The sequence below is a fragment of the Streptomyces kronopolitis genome (assembly GCF_014646275.1).
Lineage (GTDB): Bacteria > Actinomycetota > Actinomycetes > Streptomycetales > Streptomycetaceae > Streptomyces > Streptomyces kronopolitis.
In genome coordinates this window covers 1-19,501 of record NZ_BMND01000016.1, presented here as the reverse complement: position 1 = coordinate 19,501, position 19,501 = coordinate 1, and the positions used below count along the sequence as shown (strand labels likewise).

At 74.4% G+C, this 19,501-nt stretch carries 26 protein-coding genes and 1 pseudogene; 4 read left to right on the top strand and 23 right to left on the bottom strand.

Going from position 1 to position 19,501, the window contains the following annotated elements:
- Window positions 1-47 precede the first annotated feature (47 nt).
- The 7 genes from trpM to hisI all read right to left on the bottom strand — a co-directional run bounded on the left by trpM (window position 48) and on the right by hisI (window position 4,857).
- Window positions 48-218, bottom strand: a complete 171-nt coding sequence (gene trpM / locus IEY78_RS35165; RefSeq protein ID WP_372509023.1) for a tryptophan biosynthesis modulator TrpM — start codon at window positions 216-218, stop codon at window positions 48-50.
- 34 nt (window positions 219-252) lie between these two features.
- Window positions 253-1,062, bottom strand: coding sequence for an indole-3-glycerol phosphate synthase TrpC (gene trpC, locus IEY78_RS18400; RefSeq protein WP_189099620.1), 810 nt, complete (start codon window positions 1,060-1,062; stop codon window positions 253-255).
- A 181-nt stretch (window positions 1,063-1,243) separates the two neighbouring features.
- The gene (locus IEY78_RS18395) at window positions 1,244-1,690 is read right to left on the bottom strand and encodes a DUF2752 domain-containing protein (protein WP_229700035.1); all 447 of its coding nucleotides are present in this window, start codon (window positions 1,688-1,690) and stop codon (window positions 1,244-1,246) included.
- A gap of 160 nt (window positions 1,691-1,850) precedes the next feature.
- On the bottom strand, window positions 1,851-2,096 hold the full coding sequence (locus IEY78_RS18390; RefSeq protein ID WP_189099616.1) for an HGxxPAAW family protein: 246 nt from the start codon (window positions 2,094-2,096) through the stop codon (window positions 1,851-1,853).
- Between the two features lie 85 nt (window positions 2,097-2,181).
- A complete protein-coding gene (locus IEY78_RS18385) occupies window positions 2,182-2,847 on the bottom strand; it encodes a TIGR02234 family membrane protein (RefSeq protein WP_189099614.1) in 666 nt (221 codons plus the stop codon).
- Between the two features lie 67 nt (window positions 2,848-2,914).
- A complete protein-coding gene (locus IEY78_RS18380; protein WP_189099612.1) occupies window positions 2,915-4,459 on the bottom strand; it encodes an anthranilate synthase component I in 1,545 nt (514 codons plus the stop codon).
- 11 nt (window positions 4,460-4,470) lie between these two features.
- Window positions 4,471-4,857, bottom strand: coding sequence for a phosphoribosyl-AMP cyclohydrolase (gene hisI / locus IEY78_RS18375; protein WP_189099610.1), 387 nt, complete (start codon window positions 4,855-4,857; stop codon window positions 4,471-4,473).
- Window positions 4,858-4,890: 33 nt separating this feature from the next.
- Here hisI and IEY78_RS18370 point away from each other — a divergent pair, with 33 nt between their 5' ends.
- A complete protein-coding gene (locus IEY78_RS18370) occupies window positions 4,891-5,037 on the top strand; it encodes a hypothetical protein (RefSeq protein ID WP_189099609.1) in 147 nt (48 codons plus the stop codon).
- 44 nt (window positions 5,038-5,081) lie between these two features.
- On the opposite strand, the gene IEY78_RS18365 is transcribed toward IEY78_RS18370, so the two are convergent.
- From IEY78_RS18365 to hisD, 12 genes are all read right to left on the bottom strand, one after another.
- The gene (locus IEY78_RS18365) at window positions 5,082-5,714 is read right to left on the bottom strand and encodes a TIGR03085 family metal-binding protein (protein ID WP_189099607.1); all 633 of its coding nucleotides are present in this window, start codon (window positions 5,712-5,714) and stop codon (window positions 5,082-5,084) included.
- Between the two features lie 132 nt (window positions 5,715-5,846).
- Window positions 5,847-6,437, bottom strand: a complete 591-nt coding sequence (locus IEY78_RS18360; protein WP_189099605.1) for a nitrile hydratase subunit alpha — start codon at window positions 6,435-6,437, stop codon at window positions 5,847-5,849.
- Window positions 6,434-6,739: an SH3-like domain-containing protein gene (locus tag IEY78_RS34845; RefSeq protein ID WP_189099603.1), complete on the bottom strand. Its 306-nt coding sequence runs from the start codon at window positions 6,737-6,739 to the stop codon at window positions 6,434-6,436. The genes IEY78_RS18360 and IEY78_RS34845 overlap by 4 nt, the downstream gene beginning before the upstream one ends.
- Window positions 6,729-6,998, bottom strand: a complete 270-nt coding sequence (locus tag IEY78_RS34840) for an SH3-like domain-containing protein (protein ID WP_189099601.1) — start codon at window positions 6,996-6,998, stop codon at window positions 6,729-6,731. The genes IEY78_RS34845 and IEY78_RS34840 overlap by 11 nt, the downstream gene beginning before the upstream one ends.
- A 31-nt stretch (window positions 6,999-7,029) precedes the next feature.
- Complete coding sequence (gene hisF, locus IEY78_RS18345; RefSeq protein ID WP_189099599.1) at window positions 7,030-7,794, bottom strand: imidazole glycerol phosphate synthase subunit HisF; 765 nt, start codon at window positions 7,792-7,794, stop codon at window positions 7,030-7,032.
- Window positions 7,791-8,198, bottom strand: coding sequence for a Rid family hydrolase (locus IEY78_RS18340; RefSeq protein ID WP_189099597.1), 408 nt, complete (start codon window positions 8,196-8,198; stop codon window positions 7,791-7,793). Before IEY78_RS18340 ends, hisF begins: the two co-directional genes overlap by 4 nt.
- Before the next feature lie 21 nt (window positions 8,199-8,219).
- The gene (gene priA, locus IEY78_RS18335; RefSeq protein WP_189099822.1) at window positions 8,220-8,942 is read right to left on the bottom strand and encodes a bifunctional 1-(5-phosphoribosyl)-5-((5-phosphoribosylamino)methylideneamino)imidazole-4-carboxamide isomerase/phosphoribosylanthranilate isomerase PriA; all 723 of its coding nucleotides are present in this window, start codon (window positions 8,940-8,942) and stop codon (window positions 8,220-8,222) included.
- 8 nt (window positions 8,943-8,950) lie between these two features.
- Window positions 8,951-9,601, bottom strand: coding sequence for an imidazole glycerol phosphate synthase subunit HisH (gene hisH, locus IEY78_RS18330; protein WP_373294185.1), 651 nt, complete (start codon window positions 9,599-9,601; stop codon window positions 8,951-8,953).
- Complete coding sequence (locus tag IEY78_RS18325) at window positions 9,592-9,756, bottom strand: CG2302 family histidine operon protein (protein WP_189099593.1); 165 nt, start codon at window positions 9,754-9,756, stop codon at window positions 9,592-9,594. The genes hisH and IEY78_RS18325 overlap by 10 nt, the downstream gene beginning before the upstream one ends.
- 2 nt (window positions 9,757-9,758) lie before the next feature.
- Entirely contained in the window at window positions 9,759-10,352 is a 594-nt protein-coding gene (hisB, locus tag IEY78_RS18320; protein ID WP_189099591.1) for an imidazoleglycerol-phosphate dehydratase HisB, read from the bottom strand.
- Window positions 10,349-11,458, bottom strand: a complete 1,110-nt coding sequence (locus tag IEY78_RS18315) for a histidinol-phosphate transaminase (protein WP_373294193.1) — start codon at window positions 11,456-11,458, stop codon at window positions 10,349-10,351. The genes hisB and IEY78_RS18315 overlap by 4 nt, the downstream gene beginning before the upstream one ends.
- A 35-nt stretch (window positions 11,459-11,493) precedes the next feature.
- On the bottom strand, window positions 11,494-12,843 hold the full coding sequence (gene hisD, locus IEY78_RS18310) for a histidinol dehydrogenase (RefSeq protein WP_189099589.1): 1,350 nt from the start codon (window positions 12,841-12,843) through the stop codon (window positions 11,494-11,496).
- 263 nt (window positions 12,844-13,106) lie between these two features.
- On the opposite strand from hisD, the gene IEY78_RS18305 reads away from it, so the two are divergent.
- From IEY78_RS18305 to ybaK, 3 genes are all read left to right on the top strand, one after another.
- Window positions 13,107-14,714: an oxidoreductase gene (locus tag IEY78_RS18305; protein WP_189099587.1), complete on the top strand. Its 1,608-nt coding sequence runs from the start codon at window positions 13,107-13,109 to the stop codon at window positions 14,712-14,714.
- Window positions 14,715-14,765: 51 nt separating this feature from the next.
- A complete protein-coding gene (locus tag IEY78_RS18300) occupies window positions 14,766-15,512 on the top strand; it encodes an LON peptidase substrate-binding domain-containing protein (protein WP_189099585.1) in 747 nt (248 codons plus the stop codon).
- A gap of 61 nt (window positions 15,513-15,573) precedes the next feature.
- Window positions 15,574-16,086 (top strand): Cys-tRNA(Pro) deacylase, encoded by a 513-nt coding sequence (ybaK, locus tag IEY78_RS18295; protein WP_189099583.1) that lies wholly within the window; start codon window positions 15,574-15,576, stop codon window positions 16,084-16,086.
- Window positions 16,087-16,154: 68 nt separating this feature from the next.
- Here the strand turns inward: ybaK and IEY78_RS18290 are convergent, their stop codons facing one another.
- The 4 genes and pseudogenes from IEY78_RS18290 to IEY78_RS18275 all read right to left on the bottom strand — a co-directional run.
- A complete protein-coding gene (locus IEY78_RS18290; protein WP_189099581.1) occupies window positions 16,155-16,844 on the bottom strand; it encodes an ABC transporter permease in 690 nt (229 codons plus the stop codon).
- 68 nt (window positions 16,845-16,912) lie between these two features.
- Complete coding sequence (locus IEY78_RS18285) at window positions 16,913-17,743, bottom strand: ABC transporter permease (protein ID WP_189099579.1); 831 nt, start codon at window positions 17,741-17,743, stop codon at window positions 16,913-16,915.
- Between the two features lie 103 nt (window positions 17,744-17,846).
- Window positions 17,847-18,836 carry an ABC transporter ATP-binding protein gene (locus IEY78_RS18280; RefSeq protein ID WP_189099818.1) on the bottom strand — a complete coding sequence of 330 codons (990 nt, stop codon included), beginning with the start codon at window positions 18,834-18,836 and terminating at the stop codon, window positions 17,847-17,849.
- Window positions 18,837-18,929: 93 nt separating this feature from the next.
- Window positions 18,930-19,501 (bottom strand): annotated as a pseudogene (locus IEY78_RS18275) (NYN domain-containing protein); the annotation flags it as partial.

The following is a 19,501-nucleotide window of genomic DNA, read 5'->3' as shown; positions in this document are numbered from 1 at the left end:
CGGACGCCCCGGGGGGGGCATCGCGGCGCCGGCACGGGGCCGGCGCGTCAGCGCGCGGGCCCCCCTCGCCATCGCCTGCCGTTGATCTGTCCCGGCTCGGAGCCGATGTGGTACCGCACCCGGCGCCCGTGGACCCGCCGCGCGGGCGCACGGCAGCCGCGGTGCCACGAGGGCAGCGCGGAGCACTTGGCCACGGGGCGGCGGGGGGCGGCGGTCATGTCGGGGTCGGTGTCCTGTCCTGGCGGCGGCCGGTCAGGACCGGCCGTGCCGGATCGCCGGGTGGGAGCCGGCGGCGACCAGGTCGGCCACCGCGGTCCTGGGGTCCTTGCCGGTGACCAGCGACTCCCCGACCAGCACCGCGTCCGCGCCGTCGTTGGCGTAGGCGATCAGGTCGTGCGGGCCGCGCACCCCGGACTCGGCGATCTTGACGATGTGGTCGGGGATCTCGGGGGCGACCCGGGCGAAGTTGCCGCGGTCGACCTCCAGGGTCTTCAGGTTGCGGGCGTTGACGCCGATGATCTTGGCGCCGGCGTCCACCGCGCGGGCGACCTCTTCCTCGTCGTGCACCTCGACCAGCGGCGTCAGCCCGATCGACTCGGCCCGCTCGATCAGCGAGACCAGGGCCTCCTGCTCCAGCGCGGAGACGATCAGCAGCGCGAGGTCGGCGCCGTAGGCCCGGGCCTCCCACAGCTGGTAAGCGGTGACGATGAAGTCCTTGCGCAGGACGGGGATGTCGACCTTGGCGCGGACCGCTTCCAGGTCGGCCAGCGAACCGCCGAACCTGCGCTGCTCGGTGAGGACGGAGATGACCGCCGCGCCGCCCGCCTCGTAGTCGGCGGCCAGGCCGGCCGGGTCGGCGATCGCGGCGAGCGCGCCCTTGGAGGGGCTGGAGCGCTTGACCTCGCAGATCACCGTGACGCTCTCGCCCTTGAGGGCCGCGACGCCGTCCTTCGCGGGGCGCGCCTTGCGGGCCCGCTCCTTGAGCTCGTCGAGAGTGACGCGGGCCTGCCGCTCCGCGAGGTCGGCACGGACCCCGTCGATGATCTCGTCGAGCACACTCACGCGAGCGGCCTCCTTCTTGCGTGGGGGAGGTGGACAGTGACCTTGAGGGACGAGCCGCCCCAGCCGGTCCTTTGATGGTATCCGCCATGGCCTGCTGGTCCCGCATCCGGCCGACCGCGGTCCCACGACCTGGACATTCATCGGAGGGACACCGGGCGCCGGCGGGCTCGGGGGCGGCGGTTCAGGGGGCCAGCGCGCTGCCGAGGGGGAGGTTGCGGACGAGCGTGAAGACCAGCAGCAGCCCGGCCAGCGCCGCCCAGTGGACGGGCCGGGGCCGGGGTCCCGCCGTCGGGCGCCCCCGCGCCGCGCGGCCCAGCCACAGCACCCAGAAGACCGCGGCGGCGGCGTATCCGGCGACCGCCAGGGCGTTGGCGCCCAGGGCCGCGGGGAGATCCCCGTGCGCGACGGCGTGGGCGCTGCGCAGTCCGCCGCAGGCCGGGCAGTACAGGCCGGTCAGATGCAGCAGCGGGCACACCGGGTAGTGGCCGGGTTCGTTGGGGTCGACGGCGCCGACGTAGGCGAAGGCAGCGAGGGCGGCGGCCAGGGTGCCCAGGGGTGCCGCGAGGCGGCGGGGCAGCGCGCGCTGCCGGGGGGCGGGGGGCGCGAGCCGCGCCGCGGGATCGCTCACGTGGCGATTGTGCGGCGCCACGCGCGAAGGCGCAGCTTCTCGGCCGCCGTACGGAGCGGGCACGGACGGCGGGTACGCACCGGGGTGCGTACGGGCCGGGAAGCGGCGCCTTCGAAAGGAGCTGCGGGGTGGCGCCGGGCGGCGCCACGGGGGCGGGAGCTCAGCCCTCCTGCGGCTGGACCTGCGCCGCGGCGGCGGGCTTGGCGGAGCGGCGGGGCTCCTGGCCCATGCCGGCCGCCCGCATCAGGCCGCCGGCCACGGCGCCGAGGCCGATCAGCACGATGCCGGCCCAGAAGCCGGGCACGTTCCCCAGCACGATGAAGGCTCCGGAGACGCAGAAGCCGATGAACGAGATGATGACGCCCGTCCAGGCGGCGGGGGTGTGTCCGTGGCCACTGCTCGACATGAATGCTCCTCGTTGCTCTGTCGCGCCGGGGTCGGGGCGCGGTGATCCTCATCGCCCATTGTCACCGATGCCGGGCGGGGCACCTTTACCGGGTCGGGTCCTCACCGCGGTCCAGGGACTTCCAGATCTCCTCCGGGCGGTCCAGGTCCGGCGGGGCCGGGGCCCGGCGCGGGCCGCGGGCGCCGCCGGGCGTGCGCTCGTAGCGGCCCGACATCGCAGGCCAGTGGCGTCCGTGGACGAGCGCCAGCAGCCCGGCGAGCAGCAGCAGCGCGCCGCCGGCGGCGGCTACCCACGGCCAGCCGGTGTGCGTGACGTGATGCACACCGGCGTCGGTCAGACCGACCGCGGTGGCGGCCTTCTCGCGGAGCGCGGAGGTGTCGGAGATGCCCAGCACGGCGGCGGTGGCGATGCCCGCGCCGCTGAGCGTGAGCAGCGCGGCGACCGCGATCCGGCCGGCCCGGCGCACGGCGAAGACGGCGACCAGCGCGGCCAGGCCGACGACGGCCAGCGCGCCGGGCACGCCGGTCACATCGGCGCCGGTCACGCTGCGCGGCAGGGAGCCCTGGGCCAGCTGGGCGGAGCCTCGGGCCCAGACGCGGCCGGAGGCGAGCAGCGCCAGGCCCGCGCCGGCCGCGCCGGCCAGCAGGGCGAGGGCGAGGCTGCGCCGGGCGGCGCGGGCGGCCGCGGCCGGTGCGGGGGCCGGCGCGTCCGCGGGCTCGGCGTCGGTACGGGGCTGGGGTACGGCAGTCACGCGTACCACTATCGCGCACCGGCCGGGCGGGGCCGGTGCGCGGGGTGGTCGCGGGGCGTGCGGCCGGTCACGTTCCCAGGTGGTTGGCGGTGTTCACGGCGCGCAGCACGGCGGCGGCCTTGTTGCGGCACTCGGTGTCCTCGGCCACCGGGTCGGAGTCGGCGACGACGCCTGCGCCCGCCTGGACGTAGGCGGTGCCGTCGCGGAGCAGGGCCGTGCGGATCGCGATGGCGGTGTCGGAGTCGCCGGCGAAGTCGAGGTAGCCCACGCAGCCGCCGTACAGCCCGCGCCGGGTCGGCTCCAGCTCCTCGATGATCTGCAGGGCGCGCGGCTTGGGCGCCCCGGAGAGGGTGCCGGCCGGGAAGCAGGCGGTGAGCACGTCGAAGGCGGAGCGGCCCTCGGCGACCTGGCCGGTGACCGTGGAGACGATGTGCATCACATGGCTGTAGCGCTCGATGGACATGAAGTCGACGACCTCGACGCTGCCCGGCTCGCAGACCCGGCCCAGGTCGTTGCGGCCCAGGTCGACCAGCATCAGGTGCTCGGCGCGCTCCTTGGGGTCGGCCAGCAGCTCGTCGGCCAGGGCCTGGTCCTCGGGCACCGTGGCGCCGCGCGGGCGGGTGCCGGCGATGGGGTGGACGGTGGCCCGGCCGCCCTCGACCGTGACCAGCGCCTCCGGGCTGGAGCCCACCACGTCGAACGGGCCCTGCTCGGCGCCCTCGCCGCCCTCGAAGCGGAAGAGGTACATGTACGGGCTGGGGTTGGTGGCCCGCAGCACCCGGTAGACGTCCAGGGCGCTGGCGGTGCACGGGGTCTCGAAGCGCTGGGAGGGCACGACCTGGAAGGCCTCGCCGGCCCGGATGCGCTCCTTGATGTCCTCGACGGCCTCCTGGTAGGAGGCGCCGCCCCACTCCATGGTGAACGGCGGGACCTCGGACGGCGGCATCGCGGCGGCGCTCGCGGGCGCGGGCCGGGAGAGGTCGTAGGCCATGGTGTCGAGCCGGGCGACCGCGTCCGCGTAGGCCTCGTCGACGCCGGTGTCGAGGTCGTTGTGGTTGATCGCGTTGGCGATCAGCAGGACCGTGCCGCTCCAGTGGTCCAGGACGGCCAGGTCGGAGGTGAGCAGCATGGTCAGCTCGGGCAGCCGCAGGTCGTCGGTGGTCTGCTCGCCGATCTTCTCCAGGCGGCGCACGATGTCGTAGCCGAGGTAGCCGACCATGCCGCCGGTGAACGGCGGCAGTCCGGCGCCCTCGATGAGGTCGCGGGGGGTGTGCAGCGCCTCGACGGTGGCCCGCAGCGCCCGGAGCGGGTCGCCGTCGGTGGGGACGCCGACCGGCGGGGTGCCGAGCCAGTGCGCCTGCCCGTCGCGGGTGGTGAGGGTGGCGGCGCTGCGGACGCCGATGAAGGAGTACCGCGACCACGTCCGGCCGTTCTCGGCGGATTCCAGGAGGAAGGTGCCGGGGCGCTCGGCGGCGAGTTTGCGGTAGAGGCCGACCGGGGTGTCGCCGTCCGCGAGAAGGCGCCGGGTGACGGGGATGACCCGGCGGTCCTTGGCGAGGGTGCGGAAGGTGTCGAGGTCCGGAGTGGCGGTGCCGGTGGTTCCCGTGGTCATGGCAGCGGAGCCTACTGGTCGGAGGGGGTCTCGGTGGCCAGGACGTCGGCGTCGAAGCAGGTGCGGTCGCCGGTGTGGCAGGCCGCGCCGACCTGATCGACCTTGACCAGGACGGTGTCGGCGTCGCAGTCCAGCGCCACGGACTTGACGTGCTGGACGTGGCCGGAGGTGTCGCCCTTGACCCAGTACTCCCGGCGGCTGCGGGACCAGTACGTGCAGCGGCCGGTGGTCAGGGTGCGGTGCAGCGCCTCGTCGTCCATCCAGCCGAGCATCAGCACCTCGCCGGTGTCGTACTGCTGGGCGATGGCGGGGACCAGGCCGTCGGCGCCGCGCTTGAGGCGGGCGGCGATGGCGGGGTCGAGGGCGGAGCCGGGGGCGGTGGTGCGACTGCTGGTCATGGGTCCCATTGTGCCGTGCGGCATCCTGCTGGCATGCATCCTCACAGGGAGCCGTCCGTGCCGCCACCGCCGCCGGACCCGGACCGTGCCGCGCGGGTGGCCGCGCGGGTGCTGGGGGCGGTGTGTGCGGCGGCGGTGGCGGTGGGCGCGGCGATCCTGGTGGTGGTGTTCCGGACGTAGGGCTGGTCGTTCGGATCAGGCCGGGCTCGCGAGGCCCGGGGCGCTCAGACCCCGAGGTCGGCGGCCAGGACCCGGTCGATCGCCTCCTTGTCGCCGTCCAGCGCCACGTCGGCGGCCTCCTGCCGGCCGAAGGCGAACATGGTCAGCTCGCCGGGCTCGCCGACGGCCGTGACCACCGGGGTGCCGCGATGGGCGACGGCGGTGCGCCCGTCCGGCCGCCGCAGCACCAGGCCCACCGGCGACCTGCGGCCCAGCACCCGCGCCATCCGCTCCAGCCGGGACCACAGGGCGTCCGCGAAGACGGGGTCCAGCTCCCGCGCGGCCCAGTCCGGCTGCGCCCGCCGGACGTCCTCGGTGTGGACGTAGAACTCGACGGTGTTGGACGCCTCGTCGAGCTGCTTCAGCGCGAACGGCGACATCCGCGGCGGCCCCGTCCTGATCAGCCGGATCAGCTCCTCGTACGGCTTGGCGGCGAACTCCGCCTGCACCCGCTGCAACCGTGCGGCCAGCGGCTTGACGAGGATCCCGCCGGCCGCGTCGGCGCGCCGTTCGCGTACCACCACATGCGCGGCCAGTTCCCGCGCGCTCCAGTTCTCGCACAGCGTCGGCGCCTCGGGGCCGGCGCTCTCCAACAGGTCGGCGAGAAGGAGCCGTTCACGCTTCGCATGGGTCGACATGCGGTCAGCCTACGACCGGCCCCGGCGCCCTGCCACGGGGCCGCGCCCGGGGGCGGCGGCCGGGCCGCCCGGTCACCCGGCTGACCGGCCGCCGCCGGGCCGGTCCGCCCCGGGTGCGCACGGGCCGCCGGGTCAGACCGCGGCGGTCCCGATGAGCCCTTCGCGGGTGACGAGCGCGGCCAGCTCCGCCTCGCTCCACCCCGCGGTGCCGCCGGGCCGCCGCGGCAGCACCATGTAGCGGCTCTCCGCGCTGGAGTCCCACACCGTGATCGCCGTGTCGTCCGGCAGCTCCAGCCCGAACTCGGCCAGCACGGCCCGCGGTTCGCGGACCACCCGCGAGCGGTAGGCCTCGCTCTTGTACCAGGACGGCGACGGCCCGAGCAGCCCGACCGGATAGCAGGAGCACAGCGTGCACACCAGGACGTGGTGGGTGGTGGCGGTGTTCTCGACGACCTTGAGCCGCTGCTCCTGGATGCCGCCGGCCATCGACAGCCCCACCTCGGGCAGCGCCGCGTTCGCGTCGGCCAGCAGCCGCTGCCGGAACCCCTCGTCGCTCCAGGCCCGCGCCGCGATCCGCGCCCCGTTGACCGGTGAGGCGCCCTGCAGCATCGCGGCGAGGGACGCGTCCAGCTGCTCCTGGGTGACCACCCCGGCCCCGATCAGCCGCTCCTCCAGCCGCCGGACCCGCGCCGCCACCGGCACACTCGTGTGCGCGCCGCTCATGACCCGTCCTCCCCTGCCCGCTCTGCCCGCTCTGCCCGCTCGATGTATGACTCCCAGAGGTCAACGGTGACCTCGTGACCGCCCTCGCCCCACAGGTCGCCCGCGGCGAACGCCACGGTGTAGACCGGCTCCACCCGCGGCGCGGCGACGCCCGCCGCCACCTCGTCCGCGAGCTCCCAGCTGCCCTGGCACTCGACGATCCGCCCCACCTGCCCGCGCACATAGCGCGGCGCCCGGGTGTGCCCGGCGGGGTCCCCGGCGCGCACCCGCACCCGCTCCCCCGCCCGGAACTCAGCCGGCACCGGGCAGCCCCCGCTCGGCCAGCAGCGTCTCGATCGCGTGCAGCCACCGCTCGTAGTAGGAGGACGCCAGGTACCGCTGCGGGTCCATCCGCTCGACGGCGTCGCGGAACTGGTCGAGGCGGTAGACCCCGTTGCGCACCAGCGCGGAGTTCAGCGCGAACACCCGCGCCTCCCAGTCGGCGTGGAACGGCGGCTCGTCCGCCTCGATCTCCAGCGCCCCGAACCCGGTCTGCCCGCCCACGTCGTTGACACGGCTCATGGGCGGAGCCTACGCGTTCGTGATCTTCGTGTCAGCGCACCGGGTGGCCGGCGCCCCGCAGGGCGTCCTTGACCTGGCCGATGCGCAGGTCGCCGAAGTGGAAGACGGAGGCGGCGAGCACCGCGTCGGCGCCGGCCGCGACGGCCGGGGCGAAGTCCGCCAGCCGGCCGGCGCCGCCGGAGGCGATCACCGGGACGGTGACGTGCTTGCGGACCGCCTCGATCATCTCGACGTCGTAGCCGTCCTTGGTGCCGTCGGCGTCCATGGAGTTCAGCAGGATCTCGCCGGCGCCGAGGGCGGCGGCGCGGTGGGCCCATTCGACGGCGTCGACGCCGGTGCCGCGGCGGCCGCCGTGGGTGGTGACCTCGAACCCGGAGGGGGTGCCGGCGTCGGTGCGGCGGGCGTCGACGGACAGCACCAGGACCTGGCTGCCGAAGCGCTCGGCGATCTCCCGGATCACGTCGGGGCGGGCGAGCGCTGCGGTGTTGACCCCGACCTTGTCCGCGCCGGCCCGCAGCAGCTTGTCGACGTCGTCGGGGGTGCGCACCCCGCCGCCGACGGTCAGCGGGATGAAGACCTGCTCGGCGGTGCGGCGCACCACGTCATAGGTGGTCTCGCGGTTGCCGGAGGAGGCGGTGATGTCAAGGAAGGTCAGCTCGTCGGCGCCCTCCTCGCCGTAGATCTTCGCCATCTCGACCGGGTCGCCGGCGTCCCGCAGGTTCTGGAAGTTGACGCCCTTGACGACCCGGCCGCCTTCGACGTCCAGGCAAGGGATGACTCGGACCGCCAGGGTCATGGGTGGGAGGGCCTTTCTGACTGTTCGCGGAATGCTTCGAGTTCTACTTCGACCAGGACGCGGGAGTCGACGAAGCCGGAGACCACGACCAGGGTCGCGACCGGCGGGGTGGCCTCGAACAGCTCCCGGTGGGCGCGGCCGGCCGCGTCCACGTCGCGCAGGTGCGTGAGGTACAGGCGGGTGCGCAGCACCGCGTCCGCGCCCAGGCCGAACGGCTTGAGGGCGGCCAGCGCGTTGGACAGGGCGGCCCGGGTCTGGACGTAGGGGTCGCCCTCGCCCTGGAGCACGCCGTCGACCAGTGGCATCGTGCCGGCGACCAGGACCCGGTCGCCGGCGGCCACGGCGCGTGCGAAGCCGATCCGCTCTTCCCAGGGGTTGTCGGTCCGTACGCGCTCGATGGTCATCACGCGGCCTTTCGTTCGCCGTTACGACACTGCTGCCAGCGCCTCTTCGAGGGTGAATGCCTTCGCGTAGAGCGCCTTGCCGACGATCGCGCCCTCCACACCTTCGGGCACCAGTGTGGCCAGGGCCCGCAGGTCGTCGAGGGAGGAGACGCCGCCGGAGGCGACGACGGGGCGGTCGGTGGCGGCGCAGACGTTGCGCAGCAGCTCCAGGTTGGGGCCCTGGAGGGTGCCGTCCTTCTGGATGTCGGTGACGACGTAGCGGGCGCAGCCCTCGGCGTCGAGGCGGGCCAGCGTCTCGTAGAGGTCGCCGCCGTCGCGGGTCCAGCCGCGGCCGCGCAGGGTCGTGCCGCGCACGTCCAGGCCGACCGCGATCTGGTCGCCGTGCTCGGCGATGACCTTGGCGACCCACTCGGGGGTCTCCAGCGCGGCGGTGCCGAGGTTGACCCGGCGGCAGCCGGTGGCGAGGGCGGCGGCGAGCGTGTCGTCGTCGCGGATACCGCCGGACAGCTCCACCTTGATGTCCATGGACCGTGCGACCTCGGCGATCTGCGCGCGGTTGTCGCCAGTGCCGAAGGCCGCGTCGAGGTCGACGAGGTGCAGCCATTCGGCGCCGGACCGCTGCCAGGCCAGGGCCGCCTCCAGCGGGTCGCCGTAGGAGGTCTCGGAGCCGGACTCGCCGTGGACGAGGCGGACGGCCTGGCCGTCGCGGACATCGACGGCGGGGAGGAGTTCGAGCTTCGGCATCAGGGGACTCACAGGGTGTTGATCCAGTTGGTCAGGAGCTGGGCGCCGGCGTCGCCGGACTTCTCGGGGTGGAACTGGGTGGCCCACAGCGGGCCGTTCTCGACCGCGGCCACGAACCGCTCGCCGTGGGTGGCCCAGGTGACCTTCGGCGCGGTGAGGTGGGGGTTGCCGACCTCCAGCTCCCAGTCGCGCACCGCGTAGGAGTGCACGAAGTAGTAGCGGGCGTCGGCCGGCAGCCCGGCGAAGAGCTGGGAGTCCCCGGCGGCCTCGACGGTGTTCCAGCCCATGTGCGGGACGACGTCGGCCTTGAGCGGGCCGACCGTGCCGGGCCACTCGTCCAGGCCCTCGGTCTCGACTCCGTGCTCGATGCCGCGGCCGAAGAGGATCTGCATACCGACGCAGATGCCCATCACGGGGCGCCCGCCGGCCAGCCGGCGGCCCACCAGCCAGTCGCCGCGGACCTCCTTGAGCCCGGCCATGCAGGCGGCGAACGCGCCGACGCCGGGGACCAGCAGCCCCTCGGCGTTCAGCGCCCGGTCGAAGTCCCGGGTGATCTCCACGTCGGCGCCGACGTGGGCCAGGGCGCGCTCGGCGGAACGGACGTTGCCGAAGCCGTAGTCGAGGACGACGACCTGCTTACGGGGGGCGGTCAATTCCACACCTCCAGCCGGAGCGCGCCGGCGGCCAGGCACAGCGCCGAGCCGATGGACAGCAGCACGATCAGGCTCTTGGGCAGCTGCTGCTTCCAGAAGGAGTAGACGCCGCCGAGGAGGAACAGCCCGAGCAGGAGGAAGGCGGTGGACAGGCCGTTCACGGCTAGAGGGCTCCCTTGGTGGACGGGATGATGCCGGCCGCCCGCGGGTCCCGCTCGCTGGCGTAGCGCAGCGCCCGGGCCAGGGCCTTGAACTGGCACTCCACGATGTGGTGGGCGTTGCGGCCGTACGGGACGTGGATGTGCAGCGCTATCTGGGCCTGGGCGACGAACGACTCGAAGATGTGCCGGGTCATGGTCGTGTCGTAGCTGCCGATCATCGGCGCCATGTTCTCCGGCTCGGTGTGCACCAGGTACGGGCGGCCGGAGAGGTCGACGGTCACCTGGGCCAGCGACTCGTCCAGCGGGACGGTGCAGTTGCCGAAGCGGTAGATGCCGGCCTTGTCGCCGAGGGCCTGCTTGAAGGCGGCACCCAGGGCGAGGGCGGTGTCCTCGATGGTGTGGTGGGTGTCGATGTGCAGGTCGCCGTCGGTCTTGACCTTCAGGTCGAACAGGCCGTGCCGGCCCAGTTGGTCGAGCATGTGGTCGTAGAAGCCGACTCCGGTCGACACCTCCACGTCGCCGCGGCCGTCGAGATCGATCTCGACGAGCACGGACGTCTCCTTCGTGGTGCGCTCCACGCGCCCTACGCGGGTCATCGCTTGCTCTCCTTCAGTACTGCACGGACCGCGTCGAGGAACGCGTCGTTCTCGGCCGGGGTGCCCGCGGTGACCCGCAGCCAGCCCGGTACGCCGTTGTCACGGACCAGCACGCCGTGGTCGAGGATCGCCTGCCAGGTGGCGTGCGCGTCGTCGAACAGGCCGAACTGCACGAAGTTGGCGTCGGAGTCGACGACCTGGCAGCCGGCCGCCCGCAGCTCGGTGACCAGGCGGTCGCGCTCGGTCTTGAGCTGCTCGACGTACTTCAGCAGGGTGTCGGTGTGCTCCAGCGCGGCGAGCGCGGTGGCCTGGGTGACGGACGAGAGGTGGTACGGGAGCCGGACGAGCTGGACGGCGTCGACCACGGCGGGGTCGGCGGCCAGATAGCCCAGCCGCAGCCCGGCGGCGCCGAAGGCCTTCGACATGGTCCGCGAGACCACCAGATTGGGCCGGCCCCCGATCAGCGGCAGCAGCGAGGGGCGGTGGCTGAACTCGCCGTAGGCCTCGTCGACCACCACCAGCGCCCCGGCGCCGTCGGCCCGTGCCGCCTGCGCGGCGTAGTACAGCGCGAGCACCGTGTCCGCCTCGACGGCGGTGCCGGTGGGGTTGTTCGGCGAGCAGATGAAGACCACGTCGGGCCGCTGCGCGGCGATGGCCGCCCGCGCCGCCTCGACGTCGATGGTGAAGTCGTCGTGGCGGGGGCCGGAGAGCCAGGCGGTGCCCGTGCCGCGGGAGATCAGCCCGTGCATGGAGTACGACGGCTCGAAGCCGAGGGCGGTGCGGCCGGGGCCGCCGAAGGTCTGCAGCAGCTGCTGGAGGACCTCGTTGGAGCCGTTGGCGGCCCAGACCTGCTCCGTGCTGACCGGGTGGCCGGCGGTGCGGGTGAGGTAGCGGGCCAGCTCGGTGCGCAGCTCGATCGCGTCCCGGTCGGGGTAGCGGTTGAGCTGGCGGGCGGCCTCGGTCACCCGCTCGGCGATCCGCCGGACCAGCGGTTCGGGCAGCGGGTAGGGGTTCTCGTTGGTGTTCAGCCGCACCGGGACGTCCAGCTGCGGCGCGCCGTAGGGGGTCTTGCCGCGCAGCTCGTCCCGGATGGGGAGGTCGTCCATCCGGGACACGGCGGGGTTGCGGGTCACGTGCGTGCTCACTTGCTCTGCGGGACCTTCCAGTCACTGTGCTGGTCTCGTTCGCCTCCGGCAAAACGGGCCTTGACAGCGGCGCCATGAGCCGGGAGGTCCTCGGCCTCGGCGAGGGTCACCACGTGGTGGGCGACCTCGGCCAGCGCGTCGCGGGAGTAGTCCACGACATGGATGCCGCGCAGGAAGGACTGCACGGACAGGCCGGAGGAGTGGCAGGCGCAGCCGCCGGTGGGCAGGACGTGGTTGGACCCGGCGCAGTAGTCGCCGAGCGAGACCGGGGCCCAGGGGCCGACGAAGACCGCGCCGGCGTTGCGGACCCGGGCGGCGACGGCGGAGGCGTCGGCGGTCTGGATCTCCAGGTGCTCGGCGCCGTAGGCGTCCACGACCTTCAGGCCCTCGTCGATGCCGTCGACCAGGACCGTGGCGGACTGCCGGCCGCCCAGCGCCTCGGTGATCCGCTCGATGTGCTTGGTGGCGCCGACCTGGCGCTTGAGGGCCGCGTCGACGGCGTCGGCCAGCTCGGTGGAGTCGGTGACCAGCACGGCCGCGGCCAGGGTGTCGTGCTCGGCCTGGCTGATCAGGTCGGCGGCGACGTGCTCGGGGTCGGCGGTGGCGTCCGCGAGGACCGCGATCTCGGTGGGGCCGGCCTCGGCGTCGATGCCGACGCGGCCCTTGAGCAGGCGCTTGGCGGAGGCGACGTAGATGTTGCCGGGGCCCGTGACGAGGTTGACCGGCAGGCACTCCTCGGTGCCGTAGGCGAACATCGCGATGGCCTGGGCGCCGCCGGCGGCGTAGACCTCGTCGACGCCGAGCAGGGCGCAGGCGGCGAGGATCGTCGGGTGCGGCAGGCCGCCGAACTCCTTCTGCGGCGGGGAGGTGACGGCGATGCCGGTGACGCCGGCCTCCTGGGCCGGGACGACGTTCATGACGACGGACGAGGGGTAGACCGCGAGGCCGCCGGGGACGTAGAGGCCCACCCGCTCGACAGGCACCCAGCGTTCGGTGACCGTGCCGCCGGGGACGACCTTGGTGGTGACGTCGGTGCGGCGCTGCGCGCGGTGGACGATCCGGGCGCGCCGGATGGACTCCTCCAGGGCGGCGCGCACGGCCGGGTCCAGCCCGTCGAGGGCCTCGCGCAGGGCCTCGGCGGGCACCCGTACGCGGGTGATCTCGACGCCGTCGAACCGCCGCGCACAGTCGATCAGCGCCGCGGTGCCGCGATGGCGTACGTCCTCGCAGAGGGGCCGCACCTTCTCCAGGGCGGCTTCCACGTCGAACTCGGCACGGGGCAGCAGATCGCGCAGGGCGCCGCCCTCGGGGAGGGCGTCACCGCGCAGGTCGATTCGGGAGATCACCCTCCCAGTGTCTCAGACCCGCTCCCGGGGCCGACCGGCCGTATCACTCAGTGATACACAGCGGCGCACCCCGCGGACGCACCGTGACCCGGCCGTTCGAAGTTGACCGGAGTTGGCCCTGACCACGCGTGTTCAAGCAGACACGGGGCGGGAAAGGGCCAGCTGACGGCGTACGGGGACGCCTGTGGGACGCCATGCGACCGGTGCACGAGGTGCGTCCGAACAGGTTGCGACACACCACGGGAGTGAAAGGGGGATCCACAGTGACCGAGCCCGGGGACGGCGACGCGCCCGCCGACCTGCAACTGACATCCGCGGAATGGAGCATGTGGCAGGCCTTCCGCAACGGCAGCACCTGCGATCTGCACATCGGCGACCCGGCCCGCGACGACCCGCACGGACAGCACCTGTGGGGCCCCGAGCGCCGGGTGCGCGCCCGGGTCGTGGCGCTGCTGCTGCTCGACGGCCCGCTCCCGCAGCCGGGACGGGTGGCCGCGCTGCAGCTGACCGGCGCGTACATCACGGACACTCTCGACGTCGCGGGCGGCACGATCAAGCCATTCGTGGAGCTGCGGGACTGCCGCTTCGAGGCCGAGGTGGTGCTGCCGGAGAGCCACTTCACCACCCTGCGGATGGAGAACTGCGCGATACCCCGGCTGGAGGCGGCCCGGCTGCACACCGAGGGCGATCTGCACCTGCCGCGCTGCGTGGTGCACTCCGGCATCCGGCTCACGGACGCGCAGATCGGCACCGACCTGATGCTCAACCAGACCGTCGTGCACAAGGACCGCCAGGGCCGCTCGGTCATGGCGGACGGGCTGACCGTCGCCCAGGACCTCCAGGCCGAGATGATGGAGTCCTACGGGGAGCTGTCGCTGCGCGGCGCCACCATAGGCGTCTCGCTGAGCCTGCGCGGCAGCCGGCTGTGCAACCCGTTCGGCCGCCGGGCGCTGAACGCCCCGCAGCTGACCGTCGAGCGCACCCTCTACCTGACCGCCGCGGGCCTGGCGAACTCCCCGTTCTCCAGCGGCATGACTCCCCCGTACGGCATCGGCATCGGCCAGACCCCCTCGCGCGGCACCCGGATGCAGCGCTTCGAGTGCGAGGGCGGGATGCGGCTGGACGACGGGCGCTTCGGCGACGCGGTCGACTTCGAGAACGCCCGGTTCATCATGGAGGCCGACCAGGAGCTGTCGCTGCGCCGGATCCAGACGCCCGAGCTGCGCTTCCTCGGCGAGCGCCCGCAGCGCGGCCGGGTGATCCTCTCCGGCGCCCGAGTGGTCAACCTCATCGACAAGTCGGCGAGCTGGCCGGGGCTGGGCGGGCTGTGGATGGCCGGCTTCGCCTACGAGACGCTGATCCCGCGCGGCCACTTCCCGCTGGCGCTGCGGCTGGAGTGGGTGGCCGCGGCGACCCCGGAGTACGCGCCCGAGCCGTACGAGATGCTGGCCGCCTCGCTGCGCAGCACCGGCGAGGACGCCGACGCGCGCGAGGTGCTGCTGGCCAAGCAGCGCCGGCGCCGCGAGACGCTGCCGCTGGCGGCGAAGCTCTGGGGCTTCCTCCAGGACTGGACGGTGGCCTACGGCTACCGGCCGGGGCGGGCCGCGGTGTGGATGGCCGTGCTGTGGGCGATCGGCACGCTGTATTTCTCGATGTCCCCGCCGCCGCCCCTCAAGGCGGGCGAGGCACCGCCCTGGAATCCCTACCTCTACTCCCTCGACCTGCTGCTGCCGGTGATCGACCTCAACCAGGGGGCCGCCTGGAAGCCGGACGGCGGGGCGCAGTGGGTGGCCGCGGTGCTGATCCTGGCGGGCTGGGTGCTCGCCACGACGGTCGCGGCGGGTGCCTCACGGCTGCTGCGGCGGCAATAGCCGGGGTACGGATGGTGGCCCTGACCGCTACAGGCTCTAGGCTTACGGGCTGTGACCTCCGTGCGCCTCCCCCTCTTCCCGCTGAACTCGGTGCTGTTCCCGGGACTCGTGCTCCCGCTGAACGTCTTCGAGGCGCGCTACCGGGCGATGATGCGCGATCTGAGCGCGGTGCCCGAGGACGACCGCCGGTTCGCGGTGATCACGATCCGGGACGGCCGGGAGGTCGCCCCCACCGCGCAGGGCATGCCGGACGCCACCCTGCCGACCGCGGACGGTCCCGCGGCGGGCTTCGGTGACGACCCGATGCAGGCGTTCCACACCGTGGGCTGTGTCGCGGACGCGGCCACCATCCGGGAGAAGTCCTCCGACGACGACACCGGCTACGAGGTGCTCGCCACCGGCACCACCCGCTTCCGGCTGCTGTCGGTGGACGCCTCGGGCCCGTATCTGACCGCCGAGCTGGAGGAGCTGGCGGACGACGAGGGGGAGGGCGCGGGCGCGCTGGCCTCCGGTGTCGTACGGGCCTTCCGCACCTACCAGAAGCGGCTGGCCTGGGCGAACGAGCGGACCCTGTCGAGCGGGCAGGACCTGCCGGCCGACCCGTCCGTGCTGTCGTACCTGGTCGCCGCGGCGGCCGTGCTGGACGTCCCCGCCAAGCAGCAGCTGCTGGAGGCGCCGGACGCGGCGGCCCGGCTGACGCAGGAGCTGACACTGCTGCGCCAGGAATCGGCCCTGCTCGGTAAGCTCCCGTCGCTGCCGGCCGTGGATCTGACCAGGCAGCCGACCCACCCCAACTGACGTTTCGCGGCCCGGGCCCGCGCGGGGCATCCGGGCCCGGGCGAGTGAGGCGTTCTCCGCGGTGCCGAAGAAGACGAAGCAGAAGAAGGACGGACAGCCCGGGGGCGGCACGCCCGCGACGGTGGCGCTCACCGCGTCCGGCGTCCCCTTCACGGTGCATTCCTACTCGCACGACCCGGCCGCCGCCTCGTACGGCGAGGAGGCCGCCGAGGCCCTGGGAGTCGCGCCCGAGCAGGTCTTCAAGACGCTGCTGGCCGAGGTCGACGGCGCGCTGACGGTCGCCGTGGTGCCGGTGTCGGGCTCGCTGGACCTCAAGGCGCTGGCGGCCGCGGTGGGCGGCAAGCGGGCCGCGATGGCCGATCCGGCGGCGGCCGAGCGCAGCACGGGGTACGTCCTGGGCGGGATCTCCCCGCTGGGCCAGCGCAAGCGGCTGCCCACGGTCGTGGACGCCTCCGCGCAGGGCCGGCCGACGGTGTGCGTCTCGGCGGGCCGGCGCGGCCTGGAGGTCGAGCTGGCGCCGGCGGATCTGGTGGCGCTCACCGGCGCCCGGGTCGCGCCGATCGCGCGGGGCTGACGGGGCCCCTTCGGGTCCGGCGGGGCCCGGGAGGGCCGGGCCGTGGTGACGGGCCGGCCCCCGCCGCGTCAGTGGGCGGCGGGCGGTTCCTGGGCGGGCGGCTCGTCCCGCCGGTCGTCGTGGCCGCTCCAGTCCACCTCCGGCTCCAGGTCGCGCGGGCCGAACAGCCCGGTCAGCGCCAGCTGGGTGAGCATCGCGGCGATCGGCCAGGCCAGCAGCGCGCCCTTGGCCTGGAGCCGCAGCGGCCCGGAGAAGGTCACCCCGGGGCCGACCTGCTTGGCGTGCGCGGCCACGTCCGGGGTCGGGCCCAGCCACATGCCCGTCACCCAGCCCAGCACCGCACCCAGCAGCCCGCCCACGACCAGCGCCACCACCAGCGGGATCCCGCCGCGCCGGCGGAAGAGGAAGACCGCGGCGGCGGTGAGCACACCGAAGCCGAGGGACAGCAGGACGAAGGTGCCGTCCGCGCCGATCGCCTCCTCGCCCTCGGTGTTCTTCAGGTAGACGTTGCGGGTGTCCGCGATCAGCGGGATGTGCGGGGCAAGCCAGTTCCACAGCAGCCCCAGCAGCACTCCGCTCACCGCGACCAGGAGCGCGATCAGCGCGCCCTCGCGCAGCTCACGCGCCAGCTCGGGGCCGACGCCACCGCCGTGGTCACGGGGCTCGGCGGTGGACCCGTGCCCTTCGGCGGGCGCGGCCGGGGGGTGCTGCGGCTCGTCGGGCGGTTGGTTGTCGCGGGGCGTCAGCGGTGCGGTCACCCCGTCATCGTGCCAGGTGGGGCCCGTGGGACCGGCGGCAGGACGCCCGTTCGAGGGGCCGGAGGCGGTCATCGGGTGGCCGCCCGGCGGTAGGCCCAGGTGGCGACGGCCAGCGAGAGCACCCCGACGGCCGCGCAGACGCCCAGGTCGGCGCCGACCGCGAGCCAGTCGGGGTGCGGGTCGAAGCTGCGCGACAGCGCCTCCACGCCGTAGGTCGACGGCAGCAGATCGCGCGCCCAGCCGATCACCTCGGGCATCCGCGCGGCCGGCAGCACCCCCAGCAGCAGCGCCGCCGACATCCCCAACTGGCCCAGGAGCGTGGCGAGTTCGGGGCGCGGGGCGAGCAGGCCGAGGGCCGCGCCGAGACCGGCCAGCGCCGCCCCGGAGAGCGGGATCACGGCGGCCAGCACCCACAGGTGGGCCATCGGCAGCTGGAAGAGCACACAGCCGGTGACCGCGGTGACGACCGTGCCCGGCACGGTGAAGGAGGCGTAGGCGCCGGCGGCACCGAGCACCACGGCGGCCGGCGGCACCGGGAGCGTCGCGTAGTGGTCGAGCCCGCCGCCGGCCCGCAGCTGGCCGAAGTACTGGGCGAGGAGGTTGAGCGCGACGAAAGCGACGACCAGCACGCTGGAGCCGGAGACCACCGAGCGCGCCGGGTCGCCGCTGTCGACCACCCCGCGCAGCAGGACCATGATCCCGACGGACTGGAAGGTGGCGACGAACAGCAGCGGGATCCGCGCCACCCGGGCCCGGGAGAGCTGGGCGCGGTAGACGGCGCCGAGCGCGGGCCCGAAGCGGGTGCGGGGCGCCAGCGGGGCGGCACCGTCCCCGGTCCACACCTCGGCGCCGGCGCCGGGGGCCGCACCGGGCACCGCCTGCGCGGGAACCACACTCACTCTGTCACCGAGCCTTTCGTTCCGTCTGTTCCGTGCGCGCGGTCCGTCCGTCCCGTCCGCGCGCCGTCCGCGCTCCTCGGTACGTGCGCCGGGCCCGCGCCGTTCATGCCTTGACCAGGCCCTCCCCGCGGCCGCCGAGGGCGAGGTACACATCCTCCAGGCTCGGCGTGGCGAGGGTGAAGTCGTCGAGGGCGGCGAAGGCGGGACCGGAGGTGACGGCGGCGACCGCGGCGCGGGCCTGGTCGGCGGGCAGCCGCAGGGTCCAGCGGCGTCCGGAGGTGTGCGCGGCGGCGGCGAGGGCGGCGACCTCGGGCACGTCCAGCGGCGGGCCCGCACGCCACACCAGCTCCAGCCGGACCTCCTCGCTCACCGTTTCCTTCAGTCCCCCGGGCGTGTCGCAGGCGATCACCCGGCCCCGGTCGATCACCGCGACCCGGTCGAGGACGCTCTCGGCCTCCAGGACGTTATGGGTCACCAGCACCACCGTGACCCCGCGCTCGGCCCGCCGCCGGTCGACCGCGGCCCAGACGGCACGCCGGGCGACCGGGTCCATGCCGGTGGTCGGCTCGTCCAGCACCAGCAGCGGCCGCTCGCCGATCAGCGCGGTGGCGAAGCAGGCCAGCCGCCGCTGCCCGCCGGACAGCTGCTTGAGGGCCCGCCCCGTGAGGTCCGCCAGGCCCAGCTCGTCGATCACCGCGTCCCGCTCGGCCCGCGCCTCGCGGGCGCCGAGACCGCGCAGCCGGCCGGTGGTCTCCACCGCCAGCGCGACCGTCATCTCGTCCAGCGCCGTGGACTCCTGGCCCAGGTAGCCCAGCAGCCGGGCGGCCCGCTCCGGGTGGCGCACCAGGTCGTGGCCCAGGACGGCGATGCTGCCGGAGTCCGGGCCGAGCAGGCCGGTCAGCTGGCGCACCAGGGTGGACTTGCCGGCGCCGTTGGGGCCGAGCAGCCCGAAGATCTCGCCGCGGCGCACCTCCAGGGTGATGCCGTCGTTGGCGCGTACGGCGGGTGCCCGTGCCGCCCCGCGGCGCCCGCGCGTCGCGGGATACGTCTTGACCAGGTCCCGCACGGCGCACACCGGCACTGCGCGCTCCACCTGTTTTGCGCCCGTCCTCACGAGCTATGAGGGTACGCGTCCCCGGACCGTCCCCGGCCCGCGGGGCTCCGGCGGCGAGCCGGGAGGGGGCCCTCAGTCGGCGGCCGGGGCGTGTCCGGCGGCCGTGCGCAGATCGACCTCCCGCCAGAACCCGGCCCGGATGGCATAGCGGTCGTGCTCGTCGATCTGGTCGTCCTTGTGGGCGAGCAGCCCGAAACGGGCGGCGTAGCGCAGCAGTTCGCCGTCGATGCGGTGCGGGATGCGCGGGTACTCGGTCGACAGCTGGGCCAGATGCGCGGTGTCGGAGAGCCGGTCGGTCCAGCGGCGGGCGAAGACCTGGCCCACCTCGAAGGGGTCGCCGCTGACGGCGGTGATGTCCTCCTCGCGGTCCGCCCAGCGCTGCTCGGCGCTGGTCAGCTGGGCGAGGGTGGGCAGGCCCGCGGTCGCCTCCGGTTCGCCGACCGGGCCGCCGCGCTCGACCCAGCCCTTGTCGGACGACCAGCGCAGGGTGGCGCCGGCCGCGGCCCCGGGCCGGTCGGTGCCGGGACCGGCGGGGCCCTGGCCGGCGGGACCCTGGCCCGCGGCGTGCGCCCGGCCGAGCCCGGCCAGGTCCTTGGGGGTGGGCACGACCCTGGATCCGGCGCCGGACTCGGCGCCGGCCGCCG

Excerpts from the sequence above, each read along its gene's own strand:
- IEY78_RS18315 (WP_373294193.1), bottom strand. The coding sequence starts at position 11,458 with ATGGACGACCTCCCCATCCGGGACGAGCTGCGCGGCAAGACCCCCTAC.
- priA (WP_189099822.1), bottom strand. The coding sequence starts at position 8,942 with ATGCCGAAGCTCGAACTCCTCCCCGCCGTCGATGTCCGCGACGGCCAG.
- hisI (WP_189099610.1), bottom strand. The coding sequence starts at position 4,857 with ATGACCAGCAGTCGCACCACCGCCCCCGGCTCCGCCCTCGACCCCGCC.
- IEY78_RS18365 (WP_189099607.1), bottom strand. The coding sequence starts at position 5,714 with ATGTCGACCCATGCGAAGCGTGAACGGCTCCTTCTCGCCGACCTGTTG.
- IEY78_RS18380 (WP_189099612.1), bottom strand. The coding sequence starts at position 4,459 with ATGACCACGGGAACCACCGGCACCGCCACTCCGGACCTCGACACCTTC.
- IEY78_RS18360 (WP_189099605.1), bottom strand. The coding sequence starts at position 6,437 with ATGAGCGGCGCGCACACGAGTGTGCCGGTGGCGGCGCGGGTCCGGCGG.
- IEY78_RS18390 (WP_189099616.1), bottom strand. The coding sequence starts at position 2,096 with ATGTCGAGCAGTGGCCACGGACACACCCCCGCCGCCTGGACGGGCGTC.
- IEY78_RS18370 (WP_189099609.1), top strand. The coding sequence starts at position 4,891 with ATGCATCCTCACAGGGAGCCGTCCGTGCCGCCACCGCCGCCGGACCCG.
- trpM (WP_372509023.1), bottom strand. The coding sequence starts at position 218 with ATGACCGCCGCCCCCCGCCGCCCCGTGGCCAAGTGCTCCGCGCTGCCC.
- IEY78_RS18340 (WP_189099597.1), bottom strand. The coding sequence starts at position 8,198 with ATGACCATCGAGCGCGTACGGACCGACAACCCCTGGGAAGAGCGGATC.
- hisF (WP_189099599.1), bottom strand. The coding sequence starts at position 7,794 with ATGACCCTGGCGGTCCGAGTCATCCCTTGCCTGGACGTCGAAGGCGGC.
- hisB (WP_189099591.1), bottom strand. The coding sequence starts at position 10,352 with ATGACCCGCGTAGGGCGCGTGGAGCGCACCACGAAGGAGACGTCCGTG.
- IEY78_RS34840 (WP_189099601.1), bottom strand. The coding sequence starts at position 6,998 with ATGAGCCGTGTCAACGACGTGGGCGGGCAGACCGGGTTCGGGGCGCTG.